At 46.9% G+C, this 14,074-nt stretch carries 20 protein-coding genes; 4 read left to right on the top strand and 16 right to left on the bottom strand.

Annotated elements, in window-relative coordinates; all coding sequences use genetic code 11:
* The first annotated feature begins 14 nt into the window (after window positions 1-14).
* Both cysC and cysQ read left to right on the top strand, forming a co-directional pair.
* Complete coding sequence (gene cysC / locus W04_RS17095) at window positions 15-611, top strand: adenylyl-sulfate kinase (protein ID WP_053911718.1); 597 nt, start codon at window positions 15-17, stop codon at window positions 609-611.
* A 3-nt stretch (window positions 612-614) separates the two neighbouring features.
* A complete protein-coding gene (gene cysQ, locus W04_RS17090) occupies window positions 615-1,385 on the top strand; it encodes a 3'(2'),5'-bisphosphate nucleotidase CysQ (protein ID WP_053911717.1) in 771 nt (256 codons plus the stop codon).
* A gap of 7 nt (window positions 1,386-1,392) precedes the next feature.
* Here cysQ and W04_RS17085 read toward each other — a convergent pair whose 3' ends face one another.
* Window positions 1,393-2,040 (bottom strand): hypothetical protein, encoded by a 648-nt coding sequence (locus W04_RS17085; protein ID WP_053911716.1) that lies wholly within the window; start codon window positions 2,038-2,040, stop codon window positions 1,393-1,395.
* Window positions 2,041-2,136: 96 nt separating this feature from the next.
* Entirely contained in the window at window positions 2,137-2,439 is a 303-nt protein-coding gene (locus W04_RS17080) for a hypothetical protein (RefSeq protein ID WP_022944303.1), read from the bottom strand.
* 243 nt (window positions 2,440-2,682) lie between these two features.
* On the opposite strand from W04_RS17080, the gene W04_RS17075 reads away from it, so the two are divergent.
* Both W04_RS17075 and acnA read left to right on the top strand, forming a co-directional pair.
* Window positions 2,683-3,033, top strand: coding sequence for an RNA-binding S4 domain-containing protein (locus tag W04_RS17075; protein ID WP_045979796.1), 351 nt, complete (start codon window positions 2,683-2,685; stop codon window positions 3,031-3,033).
* A 141-nt stretch (window positions 3,034-3,174) separates the two neighbouring features.
* Window positions 3,175-5,913 (top strand): aconitate hydratase AcnA, encoded by a 2,739-nt coding sequence (gene acnA, locus W04_RS17070; protein WP_053911715.1) that lies wholly within the window; start codon window positions 3,175-3,177, stop codon window positions 5,911-5,913.
* A gap of 17 nt (window positions 5,914-5,930) precedes the next feature.
* Here acnA and W04_RS17065 read toward each other — a convergent pair whose 3' ends face one another.
* The 14 genes from W04_RS17065 to rpsJ form a co-directional block, all read right to left on the bottom strand.
* Entirely contained in the window at window positions 5,931-6,758 is an 828-nt protein-coding gene (locus W04_RS17065) for an arylamine N-acetyltransferase (protein ID WP_053911714.1), read from the bottom strand.
* Between the two features lie 69 nt (window positions 6,759-6,827).
* Window positions 6,828-7,709, bottom strand: a complete 882-nt coding sequence (locus tag W04_RS17060) for a hypothetical protein (protein WP_053911713.1) — start codon at window positions 7,707-7,709, stop codon at window positions 6,828-6,830.
* 101 nt (window positions 7,710-7,810) lie between these two features.
* Window positions 7,811-8,404 carry a hypothetical protein gene (locus tag W04_RS17055; RefSeq protein WP_053911712.1) on the bottom strand — a complete coding sequence of 198 codons (594 nt, stop codon included), beginning with the start codon at window positions 8,402-8,404 and terminating at the stop codon, window positions 7,811-7,813.
* 137 nt (window positions 8,405-8,541) lie between these two features.
* Entirely contained in the window at window positions 8,542-8,799 is a 258-nt protein-coding gene (rpsQ, locus tag W04_RS17050) for a 30S ribosomal protein S17 (RefSeq protein ID WP_022944309.1), read from the bottom strand.
* Window positions 8,799-8,990: a 50S ribosomal protein L29 gene (gene rpmC / locus W04_RS17045; protein WP_022944310.1), complete on the bottom strand. Its 192-nt coding sequence runs from the start codon at window positions 8,988-8,990 to the stop codon at window positions 8,799-8,801. The genes rpsQ and rpmC overlap by 1 nt, the downstream gene beginning before the upstream one ends.
* Window positions 8,990-9,403 (bottom strand): 50S ribosomal protein L16, encoded by a 414-nt coding sequence (gene rplP, locus W04_RS17040; RefSeq protein ID WP_022944311.1) that lies wholly within the window; start codon window positions 9,401-9,403, stop codon window positions 8,990-8,992. The genes rpmC and rplP overlap by 1 nt, the downstream gene beginning before the upstream one ends.
* 12 nt (window positions 9,404-9,415) lie before the next feature.
* The gene (rpsC, locus tag W04_RS17035) at window positions 9,416-10,117 is read right to left on the bottom strand and encodes a 30S ribosomal protein S3 (RefSeq protein WP_022944312.1); all 702 of its coding nucleotides are present in this window, start codon (window positions 10,115-10,117) and stop codon (window positions 9,416-9,418) included.
* Window positions 10,118-10,129: 12 nt separating this feature from the next.
* Entirely contained in the window at window positions 10,130-10,462 is a 333-nt protein-coding gene (gene rplV / locus W04_RS17030) for a 50S ribosomal protein L22 (protein WP_022944313.1), read from the bottom strand.
* A gap of 10 nt (window positions 10,463-10,472) precedes the next feature.
* Entirely contained in the window at window positions 10,473-10,751 is a 279-nt protein-coding gene (gene rpsS / locus W04_RS17025) for a 30S ribosomal protein S19 (RefSeq protein WP_010367084.1), read from the bottom strand.
* A 16-nt stretch (window positions 10,752-10,767) separates the two neighbouring features.
* A complete protein-coding gene (gene rplB / locus W04_RS17020; protein ID WP_022944314.1) occupies window positions 10,768-11,592 on the bottom strand; it encodes a 50S ribosomal protein L2 in 825 nt (274 codons plus the stop codon).
* Between the two features lie 17 nt (window positions 11,593-11,609).
* Window positions 11,610-11,912, bottom strand: coding sequence for a 50S ribosomal protein L23 (gene rplW, locus W04_RS17015; protein ID WP_022944315.1), 303 nt, complete (start codon window positions 11,910-11,912; stop codon window positions 11,610-11,612).
* Window positions 11,909-12,514 (bottom strand): 50S ribosomal protein L4, encoded by a 606-nt coding sequence (gene rplD, locus W04_RS17010; protein ID WP_022944316.1) that lies wholly within the window; start codon window positions 12,512-12,514, stop codon window positions 11,909-11,911. The genes rplW and rplD overlap by 4 nt, the downstream gene beginning before the upstream one ends.
* Before the next feature lie 17 nt (window positions 12,515-12,531).
* Window positions 12,532-13,167: a 50S ribosomal protein L3 gene (gene rplC, locus W04_RS17005; RefSeq protein WP_022944317.1), complete on the bottom strand. Its 636-nt coding sequence runs from the start codon at window positions 13,165-13,167 to the stop codon at window positions 12,532-12,534.
* A gap of 27 nt (window positions 13,168-13,194) precedes the next feature.
* The gene (rpsJ, locus tag W04_RS17000) at window positions 13,195-13,506 is read right to left on the bottom strand and encodes a 30S ribosomal protein S10 (RefSeq protein WP_010376390.1); all 312 of its coding nucleotides are present in this window, start codon (window positions 13,504-13,506) and stop codon (window positions 13,195-13,197) included.
* Between the last annotated feature and the right edge of the window lie 568 nt (window positions 13,507-14,074).

The following is a 14,074-nucleotide window of genomic DNA, read 5'->3' as shown; positions in this document are numbered from 1 at the left end:
ATCGAGACCGAGAAATGGACGAAAACATTGTGTGGCACCACCATGGTGTCGATAAAACCAAGCGCCAACAGCTTAACAAGCATAAAAGTTGCATTATTTGGTTTACTGGCTTTTCAGGCTCAGGAAAAAGTACCATTGCTGGGGCCTTAGAGTCAGCGCTTTATCATTTAGGTCATCATACTTACTTACTGGATGGTGATAATGTTCGCCATGGTTTGTGTGGTGATTTAGGGTTTAGCGATGCTGATCGTAAGGAAAATATCCGCCGTGTTGGCGAAAGTGCCAAACTCATGGTAGATGCGGGTTTGTTGGTACTGACCGCCTTTATTTCTCCCTTTCAAGCCGAGCGTGATATGGTTCGTAACTTAGTGCAAGAGCATGAGTTTATTGAGGTATACCTTGATACGCCATTGGCAACCTGCGAACAGCGCGATCCAAAAGGCTTATACAAAAAGGCCCGTGCTGGAGAAATTGCCCACTTTACAGGCATTGACTCCGATTATGAAATTCCGCAGCATCCAGAGCTCACACTAAATACCGCTGAGTTGGATGTACAAGCATGTGTCGCCCAGCTCATTGCTCATTTACGTACCCGAAATATCATAGGCTAGAGTATGAACCCTCCAGAGTTGCTAGAAAATATCCTCGACCTTGCTCGTGACGCAGGCCAAGCTGCGATGACAATCTATAATAAAGATTTCGCCGTGGAGTATAAGGATGATAAAAGCCCGGTCACTGAAGCCGATTTAGCGGCTCACAAGGTGATCGTCGCAGGGCTTCAAGCACTGACTCCAGATCTTCCCATTCTCAGCGAAGAAAACGCGGGTATTTCATGGCAGCAGCGCCAGCAGTGGCAACGTTACTGGCTCGTTGATCCTATCGACGGAACCAAAGAATTTATCAAGAAAAATGGTGAGTTCACAGTCAATATTGCGCTGATTGACAAGGGTGAGCCGGTACTGGGTGTCGTTGATGCACCCGCTCTGGGAGTCAGCTATCTTGCTGCAAAAGAGATTGGCGCCTTTAAACAACAAGGCGAAGAGCGCATTGAGCTTAAAGTGACGGCGAAGCAAAACCAAGGGTTAATAAGAGTAGTCGGCAGTCGCTCGCACCCATCTGAGGAGTTAGCGCAATACCTTACTCAGTTCGATGAGGTGGATATGGTCGCTAAAGGCAGCTCGCTCAAGCTATGCCTAGTTGCCGAAGGAGAAGCTGATATCTACCCACGTTTAGGGCCGACATCCCAGTGGGATACCGGCGCCGGGCACGCTGTTGCCGCAATTGCCGGAGCCCGGGTCACAACGATTGAAGGTGAGCCACTGCGCTATAACCAAAAAGACAGTTACCTCAATCCGTACTTCATCGTTAGCGCATTAAACGACTAATACGACTTTAATTCATATTAATAGCAACAAAGGTGCACTTGAATGCACCTTGTGTGCCTGGCAACGCTTTAAGTACATGCGCCGGGCGCTCTCCCTGATAGGTTATCCGCGTGGTACGCTCATAATGAAGGTGGGTATCAACGCCGCTATCGCTAGTTAAAACCACACGCTCACCTTGGCGACGCCAAGTACCAGCGAGAGGTTTTGAGACAAAATCATCAAGCTGCCATCGACCCTCTGGCGTTAGCATTAACGTGCGATAAGGGGTGCAATCCTCGCTCTCCACATATAAAGGCAACCTTTGCTCTTTAGGTAACAATAAATAGACACCGATGTGCCCTTCATAATAAAACTGTTGCTGCTGAGCGAAACGCAGTTCGTCCACCTTGTAATAACCTGCGCTGCGCAGCGCATCCTTTACTAAGCCCAATAACTTGAAGTCAGCAAATGTTGGGCTCATGGTGATGCTTGCCTCATTGAACTCGCTCGGGGCAAGCACTCCTTGAGCAAAGTTAACCTTCAAGTTTTGATCAGCAAAATGCTGTGCTAGCTGCTGCTTTTGCTGCTTATCAAAACTCGGCGCGACTATATGAATGCGAGCACTTTGGCAGCCTGCCAAAACGAAAATACCGATAAAAAGTAATAATTCCTTCATTACTCACCAATTGATTACATTTGTAATCAATTAATTTACAGCAATTAAAAAAGCAGCACAAGGTGCTGCTCGTATATAAACTCACTATTGTAGTGGCTAAAGGTTTACTGTATTTACACCGTGATTCGCCAACCACTTATTGATGCTATCTTTATGATAAGTGACTTCTTTGAACAGCTTATGGTGGCAATAAGTAAGCTCAGCTTCGCCACTGTGCCCTTGGTACAGAATGCGGTTATGATTGTCATTAAAACGAGATAACAAAGTGAAGAGCAACTCACGTTGTGGCGAATTAGCCTTAATAGCACGTGTTAACGATGTACGGACTTGCTCTGCACTGCAATGGTCTGCAAATTTACTACTTAAAAGCTCTTCGAATACAGCTTGTCTTGCGCCCATTTTCTTAGCTCCATTTGTTAAAGTTGGTGGGCCATTACACCTACCTGAAATATTTGGCTGGCACTTACCAGCAAATACTGCGCCAAAATCTCAAAGCGCTATTTTAATAGGCCTCAATGGCACTTTCATGAAGGTCACAGCAGTTAGAGTGGTAAATTTTGCATGAGTTCAGTGCAAATTTTCTCATTGTGGTGCAGCCTATCGGGTATACTGTACGTAATAACGATTCGCTTTGGTTCAACTATGAATGACGACATGATTGAAGTGCAATTAGAGGAAGAGCCTATTGAGCTATGTAAGCTCTTAAAAGTGCTCGACTTAGCCGAAGGTGGTGGCCATGCTAAACTACTTATCGCCGACGGCTACGTAGGTGTTAACGGAGAGGTCTGCACACAAAAGCGCAAGAAGATGCGTGCAGGAGACACCTTGTATTTCAATGGCGAGCTATTTGCGTTAAGCGCGGCAGAGAATATGGTGCAACGACAACCTAAGCCCCATCCAGAGGCTAAAACCCACACTCCTGCAAAAAAACAAAAAGCCAAAAAGCCACAACGAGATGAGCGCACTGGACGCAAGCCTATTTCTTTTGGATAGCCTAAGACCCCTTGAAAACATCCTTTTCTACCCCACTTCTAATTTATGACTAAAATTTAGTCATAACCAAGGGCATTATTCATGTTGGATCGCATCTTGCGTTACCCATGAAGGAATAATGGAAAAATAAAAGGGGTCACAATGAACAACAGCTTCAAAACGCTTGAACAGCTTACTGTTAATGCTGAGCAATATCATATCCACTCTCTTCGTCCGCTCGGTAATGCTGCGAAACGTTTACCATTTTCGTTGAAAATTTTACTCGAAAACCTCCTGCGCCATGAAGATGGCGAAAACATTACCAAAGACGACATTCAAGCTCTGCTTGATTGGGACCCTACTGCCAAGCCAAGTAAAGAAGTCGCCTTCACACCCGCTCGGGTAGTGATGCAAGACTTCACTGGTGTACCGGCTATCGTCGACTTAGCGGCCATGCGCGATGCCATGGAGCAATTAGGCGGCGACCCCAGCAAGATTAACCCGTTATCGCCGGCTGAGTTAGTCATTGACCACTCGGTCCAAGTTGATAGCTATGGTAAAGACGGTGCCTTTGACCTGAATGCCAAACTTGAATACGAGCGCAATAAAGAACGCTATGAATTTTTACGTTGGGGGCAAACAGCTTTTGATAACCTGAAAGTTGTGCCACCGGCAACCGGTATTGTTCACCAAGTTAACCTCGAATATTTAGCACGCGTAGTGTTTACCAAAGAGGATAATGGCCAGCGCGTAGCGTACCCCGATAGCCTCGTGGGCACCGATTCACACACTACCATGATTAATGGCCTAGGTGTATTAGGTTGGGGTGTGGGCGGTATCGAAGCCGAAGCAGCGATGTTAGGCCAACCAATAAGTCTACTGATCCCACAAGTGATTGGTTTCAAACTCAAAGGCGCTCTGCCCGAGGGCACCACTGCTACCGATTTAGTACTCACAGTGACGCAGATGCTCAGAGAGAAAGGCGTTGTAGGTAAATTTGTGGAGTTCTACGGTGACGGCCTGGCAGACTTGCCGCTCGCTGACCGCGCGACTATCGCTAATATGGCACCAGAATATGGCGCCACCTGCGGTATTTTCCCGATTGACCAAGAAACACTCGAGTACCTTAAGCTCACAAATCGCAGCGATGAGCAAATCGAACTCATTGAGTCTTACGCCAAACATCAAGGCATGTGGCGAGAGCCAGGCGACGAACCTATGTACACCGACACCTTGGAGCTCGACTTAGGTGACGTTGTACCCAGCTTAGCAGGGCCAAAACGCCCACAAGACCGCATTCCGCTCAATGAAGCGGGTGACACCATTACCAAACATCTGCGCGGCTTCCAAGATGAACGCGCAGAGAAGAAAGCATTGGAAGTTGAAGACGAAGCTCGTATCGTTTCCGAAGGCGGACAACCGAAGCAGTCTAAAACTGAACCTGAGGTCACCGGTGTTGCCAAAGTAAACTACAAGGGTGAAGAATTCGAGTTAAACGATGGTGCCTGCGTCATCGCCGCGATCACTAGCTGTACCAATACTTCCAACCCCAGTGTCATTCTTGCTGCGGGCTTGGTCGCGAAAAAAGCCAAAGAGATGGGGCTAAACGTTAAGCCTTGGGTGAAGACGTCTTTAGCGCCAGGCTCTCAGGTGGTCACTGATTACCTGAAAAAAGCTGAATTAATGGACGACTTGGAAGCCCTTGGCTTTAACCTAGTAGGCTACGGGTGTACAACCTGTATCGGTAACTCTGGCCCGCTACCTGATGAAATTCAAGAAGCCGTTTCTCAGCACAAACTCGTGGTAAGCTCGATTCTTTCCGGTAACCGTAATTTCGAGGGTCGTATTCACCAAGATGTGAAGATGAACTTTTTGGCCTCGCCGCCCTTAGTCGTCGCTTATGCTATCGCCGGGCGCACCGATATAGATGTATACAACGAGCCACTGACACAAGATAGCAATGGCGATGATGTCTATCTAAAAGATATTTGGCCATCGGTTAGCGAGGTGGCTGATTTGGTTAAATCGACTGTCACCAAAGAAATGTTTGCCAAGAGCTACGCCGACGTTTACAAAGGCGACGAACGCTGGCGCAATATTAAGGTGCCAGAGGCAAAGCGTTACGAGTGGAGCGACGACTCAACCTATATCCGTAAAGCGCCTTTCTTTGACAACATGAGTAAAGAAGCCCCGGGTATTCCAACTATTGAAGGCGCGCGCTGTCTGGCCAAGTTAGGCGATTCGGTAACGACCGACCATATCTCACCAGCAGGTGCCATCAAAGCCGATGCTCCCGCAGGTCAGTATTTACTTGAAAATGGCGTAGCTAAAGGCGACTTTAACTCCTACGGCTCACGTCGCGGTAATCACGAAGTAATGATGCGTGGTACCTTCGCCAATGTCCGCCTGCGCAATCAGCTTGCCCCCGGCACCGAGGGCGGTATTACTCGCACTCAACCCGAGGATGACATTGCCAGTATTTACGATGCCGCGATGCAGTACCAAGAGCAAGGCACGCCATTGATCGTGCTTGCTGGCGCAGAGTACGGCACAGGTTCTTCGCGTGACTGGGCTGCAAAGGGCTCTTTATTGCTAGGCATAAAAGCCGTGATTGCAAAAAGCTATGAGCGTATACACCGTTCGAACCTAATCGGCATGGGCGTGCTACCCCTGCAATTTAAAGAAGGCGAAGGGTACGAAGAGCTGGGGCTAACCGGCAAAGAAACCTTCGATATTAATGGCCTATTCGATAAAGCCGATGAACTTGAGATTATAGCCACCGACGAGGATGGCAATAAAACCGAGTTTAAAGCCGATGTAAGGATAGACACGCCCAAAGAGTGGGATTACTACAAGCACGGTGGAATCTTGCAATACGTGCTGCGACAAATGGTCGCTTAAATGCATCAAGCCGCGCATTATGCGCGGCTTTTTATTGCCTCGACTTTATTCACAAAGCGCTGAAAAAGCAGCTGCGAATCTGCCAAGCTAATATTGATCTGCAGTTGATTGCTCAGCAAACAGTGCAAATGATCAACACTGCGTATAGCCTGCTGGTGTTGTTGCCATCGTCCTTGTTGTAGCTCAAAGTGAGTAAAGCTGTCATTGCGCAACAACCATCGTTGCTCAGCGGTAATTCGAGACACCACCAGGTTATTGACGAACGCCGCCTTATCATGCCGGTGGCTATAAAAGTGAGCGACTTCACAATCCTGTTCGTAAAATCTCGCCAAAGAAACCTGATATAAGCACACTTGCTCTGGCGCAACCTGCCATACTAAATATTCACCATCTCGCACCTCTACACGATACTGCCGTCCAAAAGCGGACTGTATAGCAGTGTTATCCAGCTCTATTGCTACAGCCGGCGTCAGTACGCCAAAGCCGACATCAACTAGAAAGGTTTTTTGCTGCCACCGTAATACGGTTAAGCGATGGGAACGGGGATTGTCATTGCGACCATTAACCATGACCCTGGCAATCACTGGACGAACCTCATAACCCAAGCTCTGAAGTAACGTGTACATCAGCTTATTGTGCTCGAAGCAGTAGCCGCCTTGGCGCTTGATAACCACTCTTTCGGTTAAATCATCAGGCGCTAAACTCAGCGTTCGACCGAGTAGCGAATTGATGCTGCTAAAGGCAAATTGCTGTAAATGAGAGCGGATCAACTGGTTAACTTGCGCGAATGAATTCTCGTAGTTGCGAACACTTAGCGCCTGTAGATATTGGTTCATAGGGGTCATGCTTCAGTTCCTTTACTATCAGTGTGATAGCAAAACTGTAAAACCTGAACCTAGCTTAAGGTCAAGCGCTTAATACACTAATTCAGATAATTCTTGTGGCGTGAGCCAATATTTCGGATCCAGCGTCGGTGTACTATCGGGAAGGAGCGGATTATCCAAGCGAATAAACTCGCGATCAGAGAAGTTAAGCATACGCAACGCATTAATATGGTGTGGATTATTGAGAATCATAGCTTTTAGCTCGCCGCTTTGCAGCATGGCCACCAGACCATACTCTAAGCGCTGCGCTAATGAGGCATCTTCATGACGCACAAAAAAATAGCTTGCGGCGGGGTAATGAAGCACCCATTTGGAGTCTATAGTCAGCGCATAGGCCGCTAACCCTTCCCCCTCAGCGCCAATTTCAAGGACGCCCCGAGGAAAATAATCAAACTTATCTTCGGCCAGTAATTTATACATACTTTGATGCCAACTTACGCCACGCACTTTAAAACCATTACTACTCATAATTTCCGTATCCGGCCAATCATGGCCTTGCAACGCAAGTAGTTGCTGTAGTTGTGCTTTGCTAGTTAATGTGGCAAAGCGATGGCGATCTCGCTGCTTAATAACAAAGACGCGATAGCCAATGAGTCCCATTGTAAGTGGTATGCGAATAGGTCGGGCGTCAAGCTCACGGGCACGGGACGTCATCGACCACAATACGTCAATATCGGCGCGCGACAATGCGCGAAATTGCCGTCCCTGCAACATAGGTGTATCTATTGCTTGCGCAGAAATTGCACCAAACTTGGCCTCTGACAAACTCAGTGCACGTTTGAGAACTTGGATATGAAAACTGTTATCACTGGTCGCATCGCCAAAAAAGGGCTCGATATATCGCACCGTCTTGGCGCTGGCGCTGCTACAGAGCAAAAACAGAATTAATAAAATAGGTACTGCACTTTTCATCTACACGACACAGCTGTGATTGATAAACTCAGTTTAGAAGTACCATGGCATAATGCCAAGTTAAGCGATATCTAAGGCTATGTCGTCTCGACGCTTTGTGTTCAGGTTAACCACTGTAACTTGCCAGTATCGACAAGTTCGGCAACATAACGCTGCTCTAAGTCCCAAGGATGCCGCTTCCACCCCTGAAAACCAAACCCGGTGATAGTAACGCGGTGGCCTTGCTGTAAGAAGTGGTCAATCGCTAGGGTACCAGAGCTCGGACAAACTGGCTTATATTGCGGTTTACCATAAGTATGCAAACGCTTTAGTAACTGCTTGCGAGTCTCTTTGCTAACACGCCAACCAGACTCGCTTTGGGCGAACTTAGCCAGCAGTGCCGCACCATGATCATACTTTCCTTGACGACGGATCAGTCGAAATAGTGATTGCACAACAGCCTGTGCAGGCGGGTCAGTGATCACCACATTTTGTAATCGCTCAGGGTCCACAGCGATAGGCTGTTGCAACAGTTTTGCAGCCTGACGTCCGCGTCCAGTTAACCATAAGTCAGTGCACTTGCTACCCAAATTTACGGGCATTCCGGCACAAAAGTTAAAACGTACTACGCGCTCAAAGGCATCGACCTGCGCAGCTAAATTGTCTTTGATTGGCGCATTGCCAAGGATTAATACGTCTTGTATTGAGGTGCTCATTGCGGCCCCTTTTTCGAGCTGGGCTAGAGAAAACTAGGTAAGTGAACCCATTATGACACCAAGGTTTAAGGTCGCCAACAACAAAAAGCCCCAACATATGCCGGGGCTTTTCAGTCGTCTAATCAAACTTAATAAAATTAAGCTTTCTTAGGACGCTCAACAACGTCTACCAAAGTCCAAGACTTAGTCTTAGAGATAGGCGCACATTCACGAATAGTAACTGTATCGCCTGTTTGAGCAGTGTTGTTCTCGTCATGCACGTGCAACTTGGTTGTACGCTTCATGAATTTACCGTATACCGGGTGCTTCACGTAACGTGCCACAGCAACAGTGAAAGACTTGTCCATCTTGTCGCTAATTACACGGCCTTGTAGAGTACGGATCTTCTCGCTCATTATGCACCTGCCTTCTGGTTGATAACCGTTTTAACACGCGCGATATCGCGACGTACTTTACGTAGCATATGAGATTGAGCTAGCTGACCAGTGCTTGCTTGCATGCGCAGGTTGAACTGCTCACGAAGAAGCTCGATAAGTTCAGCGTTAAGCTCTTCTACGCTTTTGTCTTTAAGTTCGCTAGCTTTCATTACATCACCGTCCGAGTTACAAAAGTGGTTTTGAAAGGTAATTTACGAGCAGCTAGGTTAAATGCTTCGCGAGCAAGCTCTTCTGAAACACCTTCCATCTCGTAAAGTACTTTACCAGGCTGAATTTCAGCAACCCAGTATTCAACAGAACCTTTACCTTTACCCATACGAACTTCAAGCGGCTTTTCAGTGATTGGCTTGTCTGGGAATACACGGATCCAGATTTTACCTTGACGCTTGATGTGACGTGTCATAGCTCGACGAGCTGCTTCGATTTGACGTGCAGTCATACGACCACGGCCAGTGGCTTTAAGACCGAAAGTACCGAAGCTTACTTTGTTACCGTTTTGTGCAAGACCACGGTTGCGGCCTTTGTGCACCTTACGGAATTTTGTACGTTTTGGCTGTAACATTACTCGCTACTCCTACTTAGCACTTTTCTTGGCTTTCTTCGGTCCGCGTTTAGCAGGCTTCTCTTGCTCAGCGTTTAGTGGAAGACCACCAATTACTTCGCCTTTGAAGATCCATACTTTAACACCGATGATGCCGTAAGTGGTTGAAGCTTCAGAAGTTGCGTAATCGATATCAGCACGTAGAGTGTGTAGAGGTACACGACCTTCACGGTACCACTCAGCACGTGCGATTTCTGCGCCGCCTAGACGACCGCTTACTTCAACTTTGATACCTTTTGCACCTAAGCGCATTGCATTTTGTACCGAACGCTTCATTGCGCGACGGAACATAACACGACGCTCTAGCTGTGAGGCAATGCCGTCAGCAACTAGTTGTGCATCAAGTTCTGGTTTACGTACTTCCGCAATATTGATTTGCGCAGGTACACCAGCGATTTTAGTTACAGCTTGACGTAGCTTTTCAACGTCTTCGCCTTTTTTACCGATAACAACACCAGGACGAGCTGTGTGAATTGTTACACGGATTGATTTAGCTGGACGCTCGATAACGATTTTAGCCACAGAAGCGTTCTTAAGTTCCTTAGTAAGGAAAGAACGTACTTTGTGATCGCCAAAAAGCTGTTCAGAGAAATCTTTTGTATTCGCGTACCAGGTAGAAACCCAAGGTTTAGAGATACCTAGGCGAATACCAGTAGGATGAACTTTTTGTCCCATTACTTATATCTCCTAGCTATCCGAAACCACAACAGTGATGTGGCTTGTACGCTTAAGGATGCGGTCTGCGCGTCCTTTAGCACGAGGCATAATGCGTTTCATTGTAGGACCTTCGTCTACAAATACTTTCGCTACTACAAGCTCATCAATGTCAGCACCTTCGTTGTGCTCCGCGTTCGCGATAGCAGACTCAAGTACTTTTTTAACTAACACAGCCGCTTTTTTAGGGCTGTACGCCAGGATTTCTAGCGCGCGATCGACCGGTAGTCCACGGATCTGATCAGCAACTAGACGTGCTTTTTGCGCCGAACCAGAGGCGAATTTGTGTTTAGCTAATGCTTCCATCTTCAACCCCTTAACGTTTCTTCGCTTTCTTATCAGCAGCATGGCCGCGATAAGTACGTGTAGGTGCAAACTCACCTAGTTTGTGACCGATCATTTCGTCTGTGACAAACACAGGAACGTGCTGACGACCATTATGGACAGCGATGGTCAATCCGATCATGTTAGGTATGATCATTGAACGACGGCTCCAAGTTTTAATTGGCTTCTTGTCACCGCTTTCCAACGCTTTCTCTACCTTCTTCAGCAAGTGCAGGTCAATAAAAGGACCTTTCTTGAGAGAACGTGGCATGGCTATTCCTCAACTATTATTTAGTACGACGACGTACGATGAACTTATCAGTACGCTTGTTCTTACGGGTCTTGTAACCTTTAGTAGGCGTGCCCCATGGAGATACAGGGTGACGACCACCAGAAGTACGACCTTCACCACCACCGTGTGGGTGATCTACCGGGTTCATGGCAACACCACGAACGGTCGGACGAACACCGCGCCAGCGGTTAGCACCAGCTTTACCTAGTGAACGTAGCATGTGCTCAGCATTACCTACTTCACCTAGTGTAGCGCGACAGTCTGACTCAACTTTACGCACTTCGCCTGAACGAAGACGTAGAGTCACGTATTGACCTTCACGTGCTAGGATTTGTACGTATGCACCTGCTGAACGTGCCATCTGGGCACCTTTACCAGGCTTAAGCTCTACGTTGTGTACAGTCGAACCAACCGGCATATTGCGCATAGGCAATGTGTTACCAACCTTGATTGGTGCATCTACACCAGATTGGATTGAATCACCGGCCTTAAGACCTTTTGGAGCGATGATGTAACGACGCTCACCGTCTGCATAACAAACCAACGCGATGTTCGCGCTACGGTTTGGATCATACTCTAGACGCTCTACTTTAGCTGGGATGCCATCTTTAGTGCGTTTAAAGTCAATTACACGATAGTGATGCTTGTGACCACCACCGATATGACGAACCGTGATACGACCTTTGTTGTTACGACCACCAGATTTAGAGTTTTTCTCTAGAAGCGGAGCGTATGGCTTACCCTTATGTAGATCAGGGTTTACCACTTTAACGACGTGACGACGACCCGCAGAAGTTGGTTTACACTTTTGAAGTGCCATAATTCTAACTCCCCTTATTACTCGGCGCCGCCGACAAAGTCTAGCTCGCTACCTTCTTTAAGAGTAACGTAGGCTTTCTTCCAGTCGCTGCGGCGGCCGAAACGCATACCAGTACGCTTTGATTTACCCTTAACATTCAGTGTGCGAACACCAGTTACTTCTACTTCGAAAAGCTTCTCTACAGCTGCTTTAACTTCAGCTTTAGTTGCATCTTTTGCTACTTTGAAAACAATGGTGTTGTTTTCTTCAGCAGATACAGTGCTCTTCTCAGAGATGTGTGGAGCAAGGATTACTTTTAAAAGACGTTCTTCACGGATCATGCTAGCGCCTCCTCAAGTTGCTTAACAGCACCCTTAGTAATAAGAACCTTATCAAATGCGATTAGGCTTACAGGGTCAATGCCAGCTACATCACGGACGTCAACCTTATAAAGGTTACGTGCAGCAAGGAATAGATTTTCTTCTACTTCCTCAGTCACGATAAGCACGTCTTTAAGCTCAAGCTCTTTAAGCTTAGCTACAAGCTCTTTTGTCTTAGGAGCTTCAACAGCGAAGTTCTCAACGACAACTAAACGCTCTTGACGAACAAGCTCAGACAAGATGCTCTTAATCGCACCGCGATACATCTTACGGTTAACTTTTTGGCTGTGATCTTGCGGCTTAGCTGCAAAAGTCACACCACCGCTGCGCCAGATTGGGCTGCGGATTGTACCAGCACGAGCACGGCCAGTACCTTTTTGACGCCATGGCTTCTTACCGCCACCGCTTACTTCAGAACGTGTCTTCTGAGCTTTAGTACCTTGACGAGCACCTGCTGCATAAGCAACAACTACTTGGTGTACTAAGGCTTCGTTAAACTCACGTCCAAAAGTAGCTTCGGAAACTTCAAGAGCGCCTGACGCGTCTTTAATTGCTAATTCCATCACTAAATCTCCAGGACTTATGCTTTAACAGCAGGTTTAACGATAACGTCACCGCCGATAGCGCCAGGTACTGCACCTTTAACTAGAAGCAGATTACGCTCAGCGTCAACACGTACTAGCTCAAGGTTCTGAGTTGTGGATTGCACATTACCCATTTGACCAGCCATTTTCTTACCTTTAAACACCTTACCAGGTGATTGGTTTTGACCGATTGAACCAGGAGCACGGTGAGAAATTGAGTTACCGTGAGTCGCGTCTTGCATGGAGAAGTTCCAGCGCTTAACACCACCTTGGAAACCTTTACCTTTTGAAGTACCAGTAACGTCTACTTTTTTCACTTCGTTGAATACATCAACAGTGATTTCGCTACCTACTTCAAAGTCGCCTTCACCGCCATTAAGACGGAATTCCCACAGACCGCGACCCGCTTCAACACCAGCTTTAGCGAAGTGACCCGCTGCTGGTTTGTTTACACGGCTAGCTTTTTTCTCGCCTGCGGTTACTTGAAGCGCGTTATAACCGTCTGTTTCGTCAGATTTAATCTGCGTAACACGGTTAGGAGTCGCTTCGATAACTGTCACAGGGATAGATACGCCATCTTCAGTGAAGATGCGAGTCATACCCACTTTACGACCGACTAGACCTAATGCCATTTTCCTAAAACCTCTCTAATCTTCCGATTAACCCAGGCTGATTTGAACATCAACACCAGCAGCAAGGTCTAGGCGCATAAGTGCGTCTACAGTCTTGTCAGTTGGCTCTACGATGTCGATCAGACGTTTGTGGGTGCGGATCTCGTACTGATCACGCGCGTCTTTGTTAACGTGCGGAGAGATCAATACAGTGAAACGTTCTTTGCGTGTAGGAAGTGGGATTGGACCACGTACCTGAGCACCTGTGCGTTTCGCAGTTTCCACAATTTCCGCCGTTGATTGGTCAATCAAACGGTGGTCAAAAGCTTTTAGGCGAATGCGAATGCGTTGATTTGACATTCTAAAACCTCAATTAAAAGAGCATTTAAAAAGAGCATAAAAAAACCGCCGAAGCATCCATAATATTTTAAGGAGTCGGTTGTTCTCTTATATCTACGTTGAGTTCCAAATCGGAACTCCTGTTTATTGCTTGAAATCCAAGCCTATATTTAACTTCCTTCTACCTAGGCGAGCCTATGGCAAAGAAAGTCTGCGTATTATAGAGAGATTGGTGATAAATGCAACAACTATTTGCATAATAAAAGAAGTACGTTAGACAAGAAGAAGTACGCCTACAGAGCAAGGGTGCTGCTGCTATGCAAACGCCCTCTTCATGTCCTTCGTAACGAGGTAATCAGTCCCAGGGATACGACTTATTACCTAGCCTGATGCTTGATGTAAGCGCCATTGTTCGTATTATCCGTTTTGGGAACTGACAACAAGCTTAAAGCCAGGTTATTTTATAATCAACGCATTAGTAACCCCTTATTAGAAAAGCTAACGTGAAGATTTCTAATATGAATAGCCTTCAGCTTCTTGCCCAAAAATGGTCAGTCCAGTGATAACTTGGTATCCTATCGCACTATTT

The sequence above is a fragment of the Pseudoalteromonas sp. SW0106-04 genome (assembly GCF_001293805.1).
Lineage (GTDB): Bacteria > Pseudomonadota > Gammaproteobacteria > Enterobacterales > Alteromonadaceae > Pseudoalteromonas > Pseudoalteromonas ruthenica.
Note: the sequence above shows the minus strand (reverse complement) of the source record. Positions and strands in the feature narration are given on the sequence as shown.